This window comes from Kutzneria sp. 744 (assembly GCF_000568255.1).
GTDB lineage: Bacteria > Actinomycetota > Actinomycetes > Mycobacteriales > Pseudonocardiaceae > Kutzneria.
Map to the genome: position 1 here is coordinate 5,158,533 of NZ_KK037166.1, position 16,207 is coordinate 5,174,739.

Annotated in this window: 9 protein-coding genes and 2 pseudogenes; 2 read left to right on the forward strand and 9 right to left on the reverse strand. The window is 69.6% G+C overall.

The annotated features are described in order from the left end of the window. From KUTG_RS23090 to KUTG_RS23125, 8 genes and pseudogenes are all read right to left on the reverse strand, one after another. Positions 1–499, reverse strand: a 499-nt coding sequence (locus tag KUTG_RS23090) for a DinB family protein (protein ID WP_063753554.1), incomplete at its 3' end; no start/stop codon positions are given. A gap of 44 nt (positions 500–543) precedes the next feature. Then, positions 544–1,773 (reverse strand): FAD-dependent monooxygenase, encoded by a 1,230-nt coding sequence (locus KUTG_RS23095; RefSeq protein WP_043719472.1) that lies wholly within the window; start codon positions 1,771–1,773, stop codon positions 544–546. 24 nt (positions 1,774–1,797) lie between these two features. Next, positions 1,798–4,590: an AfsR/SARP family transcriptional regulator gene (locus tag KUTG_RS23100; protein ID WP_052395281.1), complete on the reverse strand. Its 2,793-nt coding sequence runs from the start codon at positions 4,588–4,590 to the stop codon at positions 1,798–1,800. A gap of 33 nt (positions 4,591–4,623) precedes the next feature. After that, positions 4,624–7,572, reverse strand: coding sequence for a S8 family peptidase (locus KUTG_RS23105; RefSeq protein ID WP_157494715.1), 2,949 nt, complete (start codon positions 7,570–7,572; stop codon positions 4,624–4,626). A gap of 227 nt (positions 7,573–7,799) precedes the next feature. Continuing rightward, complete coding sequence (locus tag KUTG_RS23110) at positions 7,800–8,831, reverse strand: family 2 encapsulin nanocompartment cargo protein polyprenyl transferase (RefSeq protein WP_043730346.1); 1,032 nt, start codon at positions 8,829–8,831, stop codon at positions 7,800–7,802. Positions 8,832–8,848: 17 nt separating this feature from the next. After that, on the reverse strand, positions 8,849–11,026 hold the full coding sequence (locus KUTG_RS23115; RefSeq protein WP_043719475.1) for a terpene synthase family protein: 2,178 nt from the start codon (positions 11,024–11,026) through the stop codon (positions 8,849–8,851). Between the two features lie 12 nt (positions 11,027–11,038). Then, a pseudogene (locus KUTG_RS23120) lies at positions 11,039–12,211 on the reverse strand (family 2B encapsulin nanocompartment shell protein); the annotation flags it as partial. A 313-nt stretch (positions 12,212–12,524) separates the two neighbouring features. Further along, the gene (locus tag KUTG_RS23125) at positions 12,525–13,943 is read right to left on the reverse strand and encodes a family 2B encapsulin nanocompartment shell protein (protein WP_043719479.1); all 1,419 of its coding nucleotides are present in this window, start codon (positions 13,941–13,943) and stop codon (positions 12,525–12,527) included. A gap of 819 nt (positions 13,944–14,762) precedes the next feature. Here KUTG_RS23125 and KUTG_RS23130 point away from each other — a divergent pair. Both KUTG_RS23130 and KUTG_RS23135 read left to right on the forward strand, forming a co-directional pair. After that, entirely contained in the window at positions 14,763–15,398 is a 636-nt protein-coding gene (locus KUTG_RS23130; RefSeq protein ID WP_052395285.1) for a TetR/AcrR family transcriptional regulator, read from the forward strand. A gap of 55 nt (positions 15,399–15,453) precedes the next feature. Further along, a complete protein-coding gene (locus KUTG_RS23135) occupies positions 15,454–15,813 on the forward strand; it encodes a helix-turn-helix domain-containing protein (protein WP_084579696.1) in 360 nt (119 codons plus the stop codon). A gap of 167 nt (positions 15,814–15,980) precedes the next feature. Here the strand turns inward: KUTG_RS23135 and KUTG_RS23140 are convergent. After that, positions 15,981–16,207: pseudogene (locus KUTG_RS23140) on the reverse strand (thioesterase); the annotation flags it as partial.

Below are 16,207 nucleotides of genomic sequence, written 5' to 3' on the forward strand. Positions count from 1 at the left end.
CCGTCGATGGTCTCGCGGATGATCGACTGACGTGGCCGGCGTGCTGGGCGGTCTCGGCGATGACGTGGGTCAGCACGCGGCGGATGGACCACTGGGTGTTCGGCGGGAACCAGGGGGCCTCGGGCAGCGGCCGGCTCTGGCCGAGGTCGACGCCCGACGCGATCAGCTCGTCGGTGCGGGCGGCCACCGCCTCGTAGTCGGCGAGCAGGCCGGTCAGCGTCTCGCCGGGCTCCATGCGGAAGCTGGACAGATGCCCCTCGATGTCCTGGCCGGAGTGGGCCTCGGCGCCGCCGACGACGAAGTCGTACCAGCCGCGCTCGGCCCGGGTGACGTGCTTGATCAGGCCGCCGAGGCTGAGCGCGCTGACGGTCGGGGTGAGCGCGGCCTGCTCGTCGGTCAGACCCCGCACGGTGAAACGCAGGAAGAACCGGTGCTTGCCCAGCGCCTCCAGCAGGTCGGTGTGCTCGCCGGTCAGCGTGGCCTGCTCGATGGTGGTCATGGTGGCCGCCTTTCGTGTGTCTCTCTGCCCTGTTGAGAACCACGTTAGAAGCCATTGCGGACAGGTTTGGTCCTCGATTCCGGACGGGTTTCGGGCAGCTCGATGGCGCATGCGACGTCCCGGATCTCGGCCTTGACCTTCTCCATGATCTTGGCGGTGCCGGGCAGGTAGGGCATCAGCCGCATCATGGTGCGGTTGAGCCAGAGCATGAACCCGGAGCCGGAGACCATGCGCTTGATGTTGTTGGCCTGCTTCTGGTTGACGGCGACGAAGTGCCGCATTCGTTCCTCGTACGCCGCGAAGGCGGCCTTGTGGTCACCGTCGGCGGCGGCCAGGGCGTGGGCGAGGACGTAGGCGCCGACCAAGGCCAGGCTGGTGCCCTGGCCGGACGCCGGCGACGGGCCGTAGGCGGCGTCGCCGACCAGGGCGACCCGGCCGGTCGACCAGGAGTCCATCTCCACGACGCTCATGCCGTCGAAGTAGAAGTCGGGGGCGTCGGGCATGGCGGCGAGCAGCTGCGGCGCGATCCAGCCGTGCGGGGCGAAGACCTCGGCCAGCACCTGCTGCTGCCGGGCGGTGTCGCGACGGTCGTAGGCCAGGTCCGGCGACGCGAACATGAAGGCGGCCTTGGCCTGCGTGTCCTGGCGGGTGCTGTAGACGTTGAGGGTCCGGCCCTTCTCGGCCTGGATGGTCTCCCAGCGGTCGAGGTCGAGCAGGTTCGGCACACTGAAGATGGCGATGTGGTGGCCGAGCGAGCGCAGGAAGCCCTCCTCGGGGCCGAAAGCCAGCGCACGGACCGTGGAGTGCAGGCCATCGGCCCCCATGACCAGGTCGAACCGGCGCGGCAGCGACCGTTCGAACGTGACGGCGACGCCGGTGCCGTCCTCGGTCAGCGAGGTGATCGAGTCGCCGTAGACGTACTCGACGCCCTCGGTGGCGTCGCGCAGGATGCGGGCCAGGTCGCCGCGCAGGATCTCGACGTCGGTGGGCTCGCGGAAGCCGACGGTGTCGGCGTCCATCTCCACGACGGTCCGGCCCTTGCGGTCGAGGAACGCGCCGCCGCGCATGTCGGTGTGGTGCCGGCGGACCTCGTCCGCGAGGCCCATCCGCTCCAGCACCTCCATGGCCCGGCCGCGGACGTCGATCTTGTAGCCGCCGGGGCGGGGCTCGGGAGAGCGCTCCACGACGGTGACGGTGCAGCCGTGCTCACGCAGCCAGTAGGCGAGAGCGGGGCCGGCGATGCTGGCGCCGGAGATCAGGATGTTCTTCGTCATGCCGCAAACCCTGCGGCCGGCCCCTCACCACAGGCTCACGAAGCGCTCACGGAGTCGGTGAAGGGCCTGCTCCCAGGTCAGGTCGCCGCCGGACAGGCCCTGCTCCGCGAACGCCGCGATGGGCAGGTTCAGCCTGGTCAGGGCCTCGTCACGGGCCTGCTCGTAGTGCTCACGGGCCCGCTCGGCATCACCGTCGGCGGTGGCGATCGCGCCCAGCCCACACAGGATCCGGGCCCGGATCTCGGCGGCGATGATCGGCCCCGGCTCGTACTCGGAGAGCCCTCTTCCGTACAGCGCGCGGGCGGTGTCCAGGTCGCCGGCCAGGCGAGCGATCTCGCCGAGGCCCCGGTGGGCGGCGGCCAGCGCCTGCGGCGTGCCGAGCTCGGCCACCCGGTCGTAGATGGCCCGCGCGGTCGCGACCTCCCCGATCCGCAGCAGGTTGTCGGCCCGGCGGCACTGCAACTCGGCCGCGTCCTCCACGTCGCCGAGCTCACCGATCACCTGGAGCGCCTCGTCGGTGAGGGCCAGCGACGCCACCGGATCTCCTTCCAGCGCGGCGATTCCGGCCAGCTGGTCCAGCGTGTTGGCGATGCCCCATCGGTCCCCCACCTCGCGGAACGAGGCCAGCGCCTGCTCGAACGCCGCCCGTGAGGCGACCAGCTCGCCGAAGTAGAGGGTGCGGAGGCCTTCCGCCGTCTCCACGAACGCGTGTGACCACGGGTCGTCGCCGAACATCTCCATGGTGATCACCTCGGCGGTGCCGATCGCCGCCCACAGCATCACCAGGTACGGGAAACGCAGCGTGTGCCCCAGGTCCCGCATGACCTCCGTGACGTGGTCGAGGTGCAGGCCGGCGCTGATCGCGCACAGGGCGTACTCCTCGACCAGACCTTTCGGAACTTCCTTGTCCAGCAAGGTGATCAGCTCGACCACGAGCGGAAGACCCTCGCTGCGCAGGCCGCGCAGGTAGAGGTACCAGGCGGTGTTGGCGGCCAGTCGGAGAGCGATTTCCCGGTCCGCGCCGACCGCCCAGCGCAGCGCTGCCATGAGGTTGGCGTGTTCGGCGGTCAGCGTGGCCAGCCAGGCCAGCTGATCCCGGGTACGCAGCCGCGGCTCGGCCTCCTCGGCCAGCCGCAGGAAGTAGGCGGCGTGGCTGCGGCGGGCCTGCTCCTGTTCGTCACCGAGCTGGTCGACGCAGAACGCCCGGACCGTCTCCAGCATGCGGTAGCGGCCCGCGTTGACCTCCACCAGCGACTTGTCGACCAGGCCGGCCAGCACGTCGGCCGGCAGCCCGCAGACCTCCTCGACCGCGGAAAGCCTTGCCCCGCCGGCAAAAACCGCCAGCCGCTTGGCCATCGTGCGCTCGACCACTGTTGTGCGCCTTGACCCGGCGAGAGTCCCAGCTCCAGGCCACCACGGCCCGCAGCGTCTGGGCCGGGGCTCGGCCGTGCGGTCCCCGTGCGAGAGCTGCCGGAGCCGCGCCTCCACCTCGTCCAGCTCGAACGACCGCAGCCGCGCCGCCGCGAGCTCGATACCCAGCGGCAGCCCGTCCACCGCCGCGCAGATCCGGCCGACCGTGCCGGCGTCGAGCCGGTAGCCCGGGCGCACCGCGTGGGCCCGCTCCTCGAACAGCCGGATCGTGTCCGGCGTGGCCAGCGGCGGCAGCGGGCAGAGCGATTCCCCGGTCAGGCCAAGGGCTTCCCGGCTGGTCGCCAAGATCCTCAGCCCCGGGCAGGCCGCCAGCAACCGCCGAGCCAACCGGGCCGCGCCGTCCACGACGTGCTCGCAGTTGTCCAGCACCACCAGGATTCGCCGGTCGGTCAGCCCCGAAACCAGGCGCGCCACCGGATCCGGGCTCTCGCCGCCGCTGAACAGCCCCGCGTCGCGCAGCCCGAGCGCACCGATCACCGCCTGCGGCACCTGCGCCGAGTCGCCGAGCTCGGCCAGCTCGACGAAGCACACCTCACCCAGCCGCCGGACCGATTCGATGGCCAGGCGCGTCTTCCCGGCGCCGCCCGGGCCGATGATCGTCACCAGGCGGGAGCGGTCCAGCAGCGATGTCACCTGGCGGATCTCGTTGTCCCGCCCGACAAAGCTCGTCAGCTGGGCCGGCACCGGGCGGGCCGGGTTGGCCCCGCGGAGCACGGCCAGGTGGGCGTCGGACAGCTCGGCCGAGGGGTCGGCGCCGAACTCGTCGGCCAAGGTCCGGCGGGCGTCGTCGAAGCTGGCCAGCGCCTCCCCCGGCCGGCCGTCGGCCGCCAGGGCCCGCATCAGCTGGCCCCGCAGCCGTTCGCGATAGGGGTGTTCCTGGCTGAGCTGGCGAAGTCCGGCGATGTCCGGCCGGCCCAGCGCGAGATCCGTCTCGATGCGGTCTTCCAGCGCGGACAGGCGGAGATCGCCCAGACGAACCGTGGGCGCGGGGCCACGCCACAGGTCCAAGGCCTCGGTCAGCGCCTTGCGGGCATTGGCGTGGTCCCCGAGGGCCAGCAGCTCCCGTCCGGAGACCGCCAGCCGCTCGAAGCGATGGGCGTCGATCTCGTCCGGGTCGAGGGTCAGCACGTAGCCCATGGGATGCCGTGCCAGGCTGCCCGCCGGCAACAGCGCCCGCAGCCGTGACACCTGCGATTGCAAGGCGTGCTGGGCATTGCCGGGCGGCTCCTCGCCGTACACGGCGTCCACCAGCTGCTCGAACGGCACCGCCCGCCCGACGCTCAACGCCAGCGCCGCCAGCAGGGCACGCGGCCGGGACCCACCCAGGGCCACCGGGCTCCCATCGGGCCCCCACAGCTCGACCGCGCCGAGCACACCGATCCGCACGCGGCCATTCTGCCGCGTGCGGATCGGCCCAGCTCACGGATTGACGGTAGTTCCCACGGTGTAGCCGTAGGGCAGCACGGCCAGGGTCTGGGAACCGCCGGCCACGCTGGTGTTGCTGAGGACGTTCACCGCGCCGCTCACGACCGTGCCGGCGGCGGCGACGGGCTTGAGGGTGGCGGTGAACAGGGCGGAGGTGCCGGCGGCCAGGTAGGTCGGGGCGCCGAAGGTGATGTCGCCGGCGGTGGAGGTCAGGCGCAGCGTCCGGCCGATCCCGGTGGTGTTGGTGACCCGGAAGAAGAGCTGACGGCTGGACGTGGCCGACACGGTGCTGCCGGCGGCGGGCAGGTTGTAGGCGAAGGCGTCGGAACGGTCGTAGCCGACGGTGCCGGCGATCTGCTGGGTGAACTCCAGGCCGCTGACGGTGAGCTTCAGCATGACGTCGATCTCCCACCGGCCCGGCTTGGGGTTGGCGGTGACGAGGGCGGCGTCGGCGATGGGCTTGTCGGAGCCGACACCCTGCACCGTGGTGGTGGGCGAGGAGTCGGTGGTGACGACCTTGCCGTCGGGGTCGATCAGGTAGTAGGTCAACCCGTTGTCGGCGCTGGCGTCAGCGGTGTGGAAGTTGACGTCCAGGTCCTTCTTGCCGGCCGGCACGTCGATGTCGAACGTGCTGATCTGGCCGACCTGCCGCCCGACGGTGCTGGTGATGGTGCCGGTGAACTTGCCGCCGGTGCTGGGGATCAGCGTGCGGCGCTGGATCGGCAGCGAGGTGTGCGCGCCGTTGGCGGCCACGAACTGCACGGACTCCGGGTGGTCACCGGGGGCGGTCGGCATGTCGACGCTCAACGGCACGTCGACGCCCGTGTGCGCCGGGATGGTGACGGCGTCGGTGGCCTTCTTGGTGACGTAGTGCTGGCCCATGGTGCGGAAGGAGATGGTGCCGCGGTAGGAGCCCGGCACGTTCGGCGGCGACTGGAGGTGCGCACGGCCGTTGGCCCACAGGATCTTCGCGGTCCACTGGCCCGCGGCGGGGGCGGCCACCTCGACGTGCTGGATGTTCGGCACGGAGCCGAACTTGGCCGAGCCCGACGGCGGAGTGCCGTAGTCGTAGGAGATCTGGCTCAGCCGGCCCTTGGGGTCGACCAGCGTGAACGACAGGATGGTGCCGTTGGTCGGATCCGGCGTGATCATGTCGACGCTGAGCCGGTCGAGGCCCTTGGGCACGGTGAAGGTGATCGGCGAGGCGGCGGTGGCGCCGTAGGCCGGCACGGGCAGGCTCGGGCCGGGGGCGCTGACCGGCTCGGTGACGGTGGTGCCGAACTGCTTGGCAGCGCCCAGTTCCCGGTAGGTGCCGGTGACCGTGGTCGGGGTGCTGCTGGCGTTGTAGAGGTTCACGGTCTGCGCGCTGGCGCCGGCATTGGCCGTGACGTCCAATTGGGACGGTGACGGGACCAGGGCCGGGGCCTCGGGCGCGCCCGAGGTGCTGCCGGGCGCCTGCTGCGCGGCCCGAACGGCGGCGTACACGTCGAGCAGACCGGCGCCCTGCTGGTCGGCGGGAGCGCCGACGTCCTTGGCGGTGCCGGTGAGGATCTGCTTGATCAGCGCCGGAGTCGGCTTCACGCCGTTGTGCGTGTCGGCGTAGGCCTGGATGACGTCGGCGACCGCGCCGGCCACCAGCGGGCACGACTGGCTGGTGCCGCCGAAGGCCTCGGTGAGGGTGTTGGTCGGGCAGTCCGAGCCGATCGGGCTGCACGCGGCCTCGCCGCCGTAGCCGGGCGCGACCAGGTCGACCACGCGGTTGTTGGGCGCGGTGCCGCCGGAGGACAGCGGGGTGATGTCGTTGTTGATCCAGTCGTCGTAGCCGTAGGCCTGTGCGGTCAGGCGCAACGTGTTCGTCGCGCCGACGGCGATCACCAGCGGGTCGGTGGCCGGCGAGGACACGGTGCCGGACACGCCGCTGTCGCCGGAGGACACGACCACCGTGACACCGGCCGCGACGGCGGCGTCGTTGGCCGCGTAGAACACGGAATACCGGCCGGGGCGCGGGGTGTAGCCGTACGACTCGGAGATCACGTCGGCGTGCTCCAGCACGACCGCGCGGTCGATGCCGGCCACCACCTGCGACTCCAGCTGGATGTCACCCGACGCGCTGGGCGGGGTGTCGATCAGCCGGGAGTCGACCAGCGACGCGTCCGGGGCGACGCCCTTGATGCGGAAGGTGCAGCCGGTCGGCAGCCCCGAGTAGGGCAGCTCCTTGCTGTAGTCGTAGGTGACAAGTCCTTGTCCGGCAACGGAAGAGGCGTCGCCGTAGTACTCGCCGTCGCTGTCGTCCTCGGTCGGGTCGGGCGCGTCGATGACCACGTGCGAGCCGTCGGGACGGACGAAGTTGGGGTTGCCGGCCAGCTCGTTCATGCCGTCGACGGCGACCAGCACGCCCTTGCCGGTGGCGATCTTGGACGCCTGCTCGGTGTCGCCGGGCCTGTCGGTCTCGACCTTGTCGACGGCCAGCGCCTCCGGCTCCAGGAACGGTTTCGCCGGGTCGCTCGGGCACAGCTTGGAGCTCAGCCGGGCCGGCTTGGCCTGCGGCACCTTGGCCGGGGCGGTCCGGGTCATCTGCTCGTCCGGCACGATCTCGCGCACGGCCGGGTTGGCGCGCAGCCGGTTCACCTCGGCCGAGGACAGCTTGGCCGCGATCGCGTTCACGCTGACCAGCTGGGTGACGTCCGTGCCGCCGTTGGCCTTGATGTCCGTGACGACCGACTGCTGATCGTTGTGGGTGGTGTTCGTGCGCTGAGAGCTCTGTGCGCGTAACTTGAGATCGCTGTGCTGGTTGCCCAGCACCACGATCACCCGCCCGCCGTCCGCGGCGCCGTCGGTCGCCGGCGCGAGCGGGGCGGCCTGCGCGGGACCGTTCCCGAGCAGCGCCAACGCCGCGCTCATGGTCATAGTGGTCGCCACGGTGAGCAGGCGAGATCTTTTCACGGAACCTACCTCGGGCAGTCTTCGCCGATGATCGTCGCCGGTCAGTCAATCCCCACGGCCGCGGCGGAAACAACCGACGAACGTCCACCGCTCACCCGACCAACGGCGGCTGGTTTCGGTGTCCGGCAAGGACTAGTGTCACGGCCACGATCCCGGCGACATCCGCCCTTAAACGCCAAAACGGCCGAACCGGCGCAAAAGCCGGTTCGGCCGTCGGTCTACCCGGCTCAGTGGTCCCGGCGGGTCACCAAGCGGGCCAGGGCGGTGAGCTCGGCGGCGGCCCGGGCGCCGGGGGCGGCCAAGGCGAGTTCGGCCAGGGCGAGGTCGAGCTGGTCGACGGCCTCACGCTGGGTCCAGGCCCGGCCGCCGGCCAGGGCGACCAACTCGGCGGCACGGGCGAGCTCCACATCGGACAGTGGGTCGCGACGGCCGTACAGCGCGGCGAGCTCCTCGGCGGCGGGCTCGCCCGAGGTGAGGGCGGCGACGACGGGCAGGGACTTCTTGCGGCTGACCAGATCGGAGTGCACGGGCTTGCCGGTCACCTGGGGATCGCCCCAGATCCCGAGCAGGTCGTCCACGAGCTGGAAGGCCAGGCCGAGGTGCTCGCCGAACATCCGCATGTGCTCGACCTGCACGGTGGTGCCGCCGCCGAACAGGGCGCCGATGGCGGTGGAGCAGGCCAGCAGGGCGCCGGTCTTCTCGCCGGCCATGGCCAGGCACTCGGAAAGGTCCACATCGGACCGTTCCTCGAAGGAGACGTCCTCGCACTGGCCCTCGACGAGGTCCTGCACGGCGGAGCTGACCAGACGCATGGCGTCCTGCGACCGAGGATGCCCGCTGCCGGCCAACACGTCGAAGGCCAGGGTCAACAGGGCGTCGCCGGCCAGGATGGCCGGGCTCACCCCGAAAACGGTCCACGCGGTGGGTCGGTGGCGTCGGCTGACGTCCCGGTCCATGACGTCGTCGTGCAGCAGCGAGAAGTCGTGCACCATCTGCACGGAGACGGCGGCCGGCACCGAGTCCACAATGGACCCGCCGACGGCCTCGGCGCACAGCACGGCCAGCGTGGGCCGGATGGCCTTGCCGGAGTCGCCGCTGCGGGGCGTGCCGTCGGCGTCCCACCAACCGAAGTGGTAGCCGGCGACCCGGCGCATCGACGGCGGCAGGGTGTCCACCGCCGCCCGCATCGCAGGCTCGACCACGCCACGGCTCCAGGCCAGCACCTCGACCGCGGAGCGGGGCTGCGAGAGCACATCCATGGGAACCACCTCCGAGGTCACGGCGCGAACATCCGAACCGCGGACGTGCCGAAGCCGGTCGGCAGCGCGAAACCGTGCCCGCCACGGGACCGGACCAGCTCGGATTCCCCGTACCGCACGGTCTTCTGGTGCCAGTTGAGGATGGCCGACATCCAGTCCTGGAGCTCGCGGACGTAGCCGTCGACCGCCTTGCGCTGCGCGGCGTTGAAGCCGAACTCCTCGCACAGCGCCGGAATCTCGTGGTCGCGGGTGCGGATGAACTGCTCGACGCGGGCGGTCATCAGGTCGTTGACCATGGCCACGGCCTGCTCCTTCGAGCAGCCGAGGAAGTTCTGCACGACCAGGACCATGTTGAGCAGCTCGCCCTCGTACTCGATCTCCTTCTGGTACGAGAAGATGTCGTTGAGGAAGCAGGCCTGGTCCTGGGCCGAGTCCTCCAGGCCGCGCACCTGGCTGGTGGCGAAGAACTCGTCCGGGATCAGGTCGGCCCGGGCGAACCGGGCCAGGCTCATGGTCAGGTCGGAGCCGAACGTGCCGCGCCGCATCTCGATGTAGTCGACGGGGTCGGGAATCCGGTTCTGCTGGTGGCAGTCCGCCTCCCACACCCACGCGTCCAGCATCGTGTCGACCGCGCGCCGGAATCCCGCCCGGTGCTGGTCCGACATCGGCAGCGCGGTGCGCACCCACAGGTCCGCGAGCCCGCGCTCGTTGGCGTTGGTCGGCACCGGCATCGTCACGCAGTCCAGCGGCATGAACTGCCGGGTGCGCGCCACGAACGCCCGCGGGCCGGCCAGATCCCGGCCCCGGAAGAACATCCTGGGGAACAGGTCGTCCCCGTAGGTGCCCCAGGTCAGCCACTGCGAGCCGAGGTCCAGCTCCTCCAGCGTGCCGTCGGGGTCGATGCCGGCGGCGCAGACCGGCAGGTCGAGCCCGACCATCTGCCGTTCGGTCCAGACGCCTTCGCCGGTGAAGCCCATCGCCCGGGACCATTCCCACGTGTTCTGCCGGGACTGGTCCAGCAACGGGTTCAGATGCAGCGGAAACGGCATCGTGAACTCGGGCAGCTTCGTCGGGCCCACGGCGTGCGGCGCGTGGGTGAAACGCTTGAGCCGGCCGGGAAAGCCGAGCCGAGAGCCGAGAGTGCCCAGACCGGTCGGACCGCCGGGAACCCATCCCGTGGAGGTGTCGGCCCCCGCGTTCATGTACCGGCTGGAGCGCATGTGCCACTCGTGCCCGCCGGACTGCCAGTCCTGCAGGCCGCGGGCGTAGACCAGCACGGCCATCCGCTCGTCCGGCCGCAGCCCGTGCTCGTCGAACATGATGGGCAGCTCGGTGAACACGGTGTGCTCGAACTGCTGCATGCGGGAGGAGATCAGGTCGTTGGTGGCCTCGGCCGCCTCCTGCGTGGTGCAGCCCAGCGCCGTCTCCAGCACCAGGACCATGTTGGCGTTCTCGCCCTCCTCCTCCACCTCGCGCTGGTAGGAGAAGACGTCGTTACGCAGGTGCACGCCGTCGGCGAAGGTGTCCCGCAGCACGCGCATCGGCCGGGTGCGGGCCACGGAGTCGGGCACCTCGGCACCGACCGCCACCTCGACCAGGTTGGCCGACCACGGCGCGCCGCCGACCTTGCGGCGCATCTCGATGTAGTCGATCGGGTTGGCCACCCGGCCCTCGTCGATGTTGATGATCTCCCACATGCACTCGACGAGCAGGTTGAGCGTGCTCTCGATGAAGCGGACCTTCCACTCCTGGCTCATCATCGGGATGGTGCGTTCCCACAGGTCCTTCAGCCCGGCCTCGACCGGGTTGGTCGGCTCCGCGGTGATCGCGCCGTGCAGCGGCATGAAGCGGCGCAGCCCGTCGAGGTACTTCTTGGCGCCCTTGATGTCCTTGGGCTTCTTGTACAGCTCCAGGAAGTGGTCGTCGAAGAAGAAGACCCAGACGTACCAGTCGGTGATGAGGTTGAGGATCTCGCCCGAGCACTCGGGATGGGTGTACGCGCACAGCAGCGCGTAGTCCATCGCCTCCAGCTTGGCCTCGCTCCAGATGATCTCGCCGCCGGGATGAGCCGGTGTGTCGATCATGTCGAAGTCGCGCGCCCACGTGCGGGTGTGGACGCGCGCCCCCTCCAGGTTCGGGTTCAGCCGGGCAGGGTGAACCATGTAGAACTCAGGCAGTTCGAACGGCTGTGCCATGGTGAGCGGTCCTCAGTTCCCCAGCTCGACGTCTTCCAGCACGCCGAGTGCGTCCGGCACCAGCACGGCAACCGAGTAGTAGGTGCTGACCAGGTAGGACAGGATCGCCTTGTCGCTGATGCCGGTGAAGCGCACCGAGAGGCCGGGCTCGCGCTCGTCCGGGATGCCGGTCTGGTGCAGGCCGATCACGCCGTTGTCGTCCTCGCCCGTCCGCATGGCCAGGATGGACGTGGTGTTGTGCTCGGGGTCGATCGGGATCTTGTCGCACGGGAAGATCGGCACGCCGCGCCACGACTGCAGCGGCCGGCCGTCGACCACCACCGGGCTCGGGTAGAGGCGGCGCGCGTTGAGCTCACGGCCGAAGGCGGCGATCGCCTTGGGGTGGGCCAGGAAGAACTTGGTCTTGCGGCGGCGGGAGACCAGCTCGTCCATGTCGTCGGGGGTGGGCGCGCCGTTGCGGGTGTGCAGCCGCTGGCTGTGGTCGGCGTTGTGCAGCAGGCCGAAGTCGCGGTTGTTGAGCAGGTCGAACTCCTGGCGCTCGCGCAGCGCCTCGATGGTCAGCCGCAGCTGCTCCTGCACCTGGTCGTGCGGACCGTTGTAGAGGTCGGCGACGCGGGTGTGGATGCGCAGCATGGTCTGCGCGACGCTGAGCTCGTACTCGCGCGGGGACATGTCGTAGTCCACGAACGTTCCGGGCAGGTCGATCTCGCCGGCGTGGCCGGCGGCCATCTCGATCGCGGCCTCGCCGTGCTTGTTCTGGGACTTGCCGCCCCGCGCACGGAAACCGTCCACATGGGACCGGAGCTTGGGCGCGCCGTCCGCGACCTCCAGGAAGGCGGTGCGCGGCAGGGAGAGCACGGCACAGCCGGTGTTGGCCCGCACGGAGAACGGCCAGCCGCCCTCGTCCACCAGGACCTGCTCGCCGAAGTGGTCGCCGTCGGCCAGCGTGCCCAGCACGGCGTCGTCGCCGTACTTGCCGGTGCCGACCTTCTCGACCCGGCCGTGCACGATCAGGTACAGCTCGTCGGCGGCGGAGCCGGCCCGCACGATGGTGTCGCCGGCGGCGAAGTGGCGCTGGGTGAAGCGGCCGGCCAGCGCGGCCAGCACGTCGGCGTCGTCGAAACCGCGCAGCGGGGCCAGTTCGCCGAGTTCGGCGGGAATCACCCGCACGTCGTCACCGAAGCTTATCTTGTACAACAATGGGTTTTTTCGTCCGACCCAATTAAAAGACCGTACGTACGGTCTCTTGAATATGAAGCGGGTACTGTGGACAAGTCGGTGGGTGCTGTAAGGTGTTAGCTTGTTCTATCTCAGAGTAAGAAATTTGGTCAGAGGTTCTGGGAGAAATAAGCAGAACGGCTGTTCCGAGCTCATTATAAAAGCCACCGTTTTGGGTACTGGGTGCTTCTTCTCGACTCTGCGCTCAGCCCTTATGCGCGCATACCCGAGGTTAAGCAAGCGGCGCTTTAGACGGCCCGGCCTGAGGCCGGGAAGTCGGTCAGTTGGCGCCGAGCTGGACGTCCTCGAGGATGCCCAGCGCGTCCGGCACCATCACGGCGGCGGAGTAGTAGACGCTGACCAGGTAGGAGATGATCGCCTTCTCGTTGATGTTCATGAAGCGCACCGACAGGCCCGGCTGGTACTCGTCGGGCAGCCCGGTCTGGTGCAGGCCGACGACGCCCTGGTTGTGCTCGTCGCCGGTGCGCATCAGGATGACCGAGCTGGTGCGCTGCTCCGTGATCGGGATCTTGTTGCACGGCAGGATCGGGATGCCGCGCCAGGACGGCATCTGGTGCCCGCCGAAGTCGGTGTTGCCCGGGTAGATGCCGGCCCGGTTGCACTCCTGGCCGAACGCCGCGATGGTGCGCGGGTGGGCCAGGAAGACCGTCGGCTCCTTCCACACCGTGGCCAGCAGGTTGTCCATGTCGTCCGGGGTCGGCGCGCCGGAGCGGGTGTGGATGCGCTGGCTGAAGTCGGCGTTGTGCAGCAGGCCGAAGTCGCGGCTGTTGACCAGCTCGTGCTCCTGGCGCTCGCGCAGGGCCTCGATGGTCAGGCGCAGCTGCTGCTCGGTCTGGTTCATCGGCTGGTTGTAGAGGTCGGCGACGCGGCTGTGCACGCGGAGCACGGTCTGCGCGACGCTGAGCTCGTACTCGCGCGGCGCGGCGTCGTAGTCGACGAAGGTGCCGGGCAGGTCGGGCTCGCCGGTGTGGCCTGAGGCCACGCTGATCTCGGCTTCGCCGCTGTCGTCGGCCCGGCCGAGCGCGGCGTTGGCCTGGAACATCACGACCTGCTCGCGCAGCTCGGCCGACTGGTCGGTCAGCGCCTGGAAGTCGGCCCGGGTCAGCGAGAGCAGGGTGGCGCTGGTGACCGCCTTGGCGGTGAAGTCCCAGCCGGCGTCCGGGTCGACCAGCGCGTCGACGCCGAAGTAGTCGCCGTCGGCCAGCGTGCCCAGCACGGACTCGTCGCCGTACTTGCCGGCGCCGACCTTGTTGACCTTGCCGTGCGCGATGAGGAAGATCCGGTCGGCCGCGGCGCCGGACTCGGCGATCACGTCGCCGGCCGAGAACTCGTGCTGGCGGAACCGGTTGGCCAGCGCGTCCAGCACCTCCATCTCGTCGAATCCGCGCAGCAGCGGCAGCTCGCCCAGCTCGGCCGGGATGACGCGGACGTCGGCGCCGGTCTTGGTGAACTCGATCCGGCCGTCGCCGACGGTGTAGCTCAGGCGCCGGTTGACGCGGTACACGCCGCCGTTGACCTGGGTCCAGGGCAGCACGCGCAGCAGCCAGCGCGAGGTGATGCCCTGCATCTGGGGCACGGACTTGGTCGTGGTGGACAGGTTCCGCGCGGCGGCGGTGCCCAGGCTCAGCTGGGACTGCCCTTGCTCAAGTCCGGCTCCCGGCTCCAACGTCTCCGTCACGACGGACAACTCCTCACCAGATCGACAAACGAGGAAAAAGAGAAAAGAATAGAGGGAAGCGCATTCGCCCCGCTCCCACAATTTGTGGGGCCATTGGCGAATTGATCGCAGGCCGATATGGACGCCGACAGCAGCGAAACTAGCACCGCCGTTCAGCGTACGTACAGTCGCCCGAGCGGGTGACTATTGAGCGGCCAGAAGTTTGGTCTTTTGTTCACCCAACCCGGCTAGTAACAACCCACCGTGCGTAGCACCGCTCACGAATAAGGCCCGGCCACCGGCCGGCAATACGACAGTGGTGTAGGGACGCACCGCCGTTCGGGTTCTTTTTTCGACCGAACCCTCGGCGGGCATAAGCCGGCGGCGGTCGCGCCGGCCGCCGGGATCGGGTCATCCGATGTCTGGCAAACCACTCGAAAGAGACATCGTTCGGCAGGACAGGGCCCCCTTTCGGCCATCCGGGTGGCGATCGGTCACGGGGCGCGAGCGGGCGATGGTTGCACAGTCACAAAACAAGACGTGATCGATCGCTCACTCCACGTCACCACGTCGAGTGGAATCACGCGATCCCGCGTGTGCTAACCACTCCCGATCGGATTCGGTGAACCAATCATCGGCAAATACCGCATCCGCGGACACGGACTCGCGCCGATCCGCTGACAAAACAGGACAGAGCGCCGACCGTGCACTTGCTTACCGTGGTCACTGTCCGAAAGTTCGTGACACTTCGTCAGGTCACCGCGTGACCTTGTTAGCTCTTCGCGATCACGGGGGCGCACCCGGTAACGTCGGTGCCCCCAGCCTGACGGGAGCACAGCGATGCGCGACGGCGGCGGCACCGGCCGACGGTTGATGCCGCGCGAGGAACGCGCCGCGAGCATCGTGGCGGCGGCGGCGCGGGCGTTCGCCGGCCGCGGCTACGCCGGCACCTCCATGGACGACGTGGCCGCGGAGGCCGGCGTCACCAAGATCATTCTGTATCGGCATTACGCCACCAAGAGGGACATCTACACCGCCGCGCTGGACACCACCTGGCAGCGGCTGGTCGACAGCTCGCAGTTCGGCTACGACACCGAGGCCGGGTTGCAGGCGCTGCTGGCCGCTGCCCGCCGCGACACGGCCGGCTTCACCCTGCTGTTCCGGCACGCGGTCCGTGAGCCGGAGTTCGCGGACTACGCGCAGCAGCTCGTGGCCCAGACCGTCCAGGTGGCCGAGCAGACGCTGGCCGATTCGGTCCAGGACCCGCGGCTGCGCTCGTGGCTGGCCCGGGGCGTGACCGATCTCGTGCTCAACTCGGTGCTGGAGTGGATCACCACCGGAGACCCGGCGCGGGACGTCGAGGCCGCCGGCCTGCTGTTCCAGACAGCGGCGGCGGTCATTGTCCACCACAGGTCAAGGGCGGTCCCCCGGCCGGTTGCACGACGATCGGATGGACTTCGCGAAACTGTATACTGACGAGTTGCGCAGGGAGTACTGTCGGGCCTCCACGGTCAAATCTGGGGAGGTGACAATGGCGACTGGCCAATTCCCGGCGGATGACGCCGAGACCGCCGCGAACGTCTTCGCTGGAGAACTCAAGCGTTGGCGGACGCTGCGCGGGCTGTCGAGGACCACACTCGCACGACGGATGGGCTATGACCGCTCATACGTGTCCAAAGTGGAGAGTGGGGCCAAACCGCCGTCCCGGGACTTCGCCTTTCACGCAGAGAAGGCGTTGCACTCGGGTGGCGCGTTGTACAACGCGTATCGGGAGCACAGCAGCTCGGTCGAACGGTCCAAGGCCGACGGCCAGCTGGTGCGCGCCGCGTCGAGGCCGACGCAGCCGTACGCGGACCTGATCGCCGGTGGCGTGCCACCGGCCGGGAGGTAGATCGGGTCGAACCGCCGATCGGGAGAAAGTGGCGCGAACCCCCGCCGTGCCGACGAGTTTCCCGAGACGCAGCCAGGCGGGCCACATCCAGTGGCCCGCCTGGTTTCTTTTTGCCCGCCGCCGGCTCCGGTCGTGAAAATTCAACTACTTGCAGGTTCAGGAAATGTTCATTGGCCCGGCGAACCGATCGAGGCGATCCGACCGGGGAAGTTCGCCCAGATCTCCGGCGTGTAGAAGTGGCCGCCGGGCAGCTCGTCCACCCGGACCCGGCCGCCGGCCACCTTGGTCCACCGCTCGGCGTTGCCGGCCGGGGCCTTGCCGTCCTCCACGCCGTAGATGACCTGCATCGGGGCCTGCACCTGCGTGTCCGGCCGGTACCGGTAGGTGGAGCTCA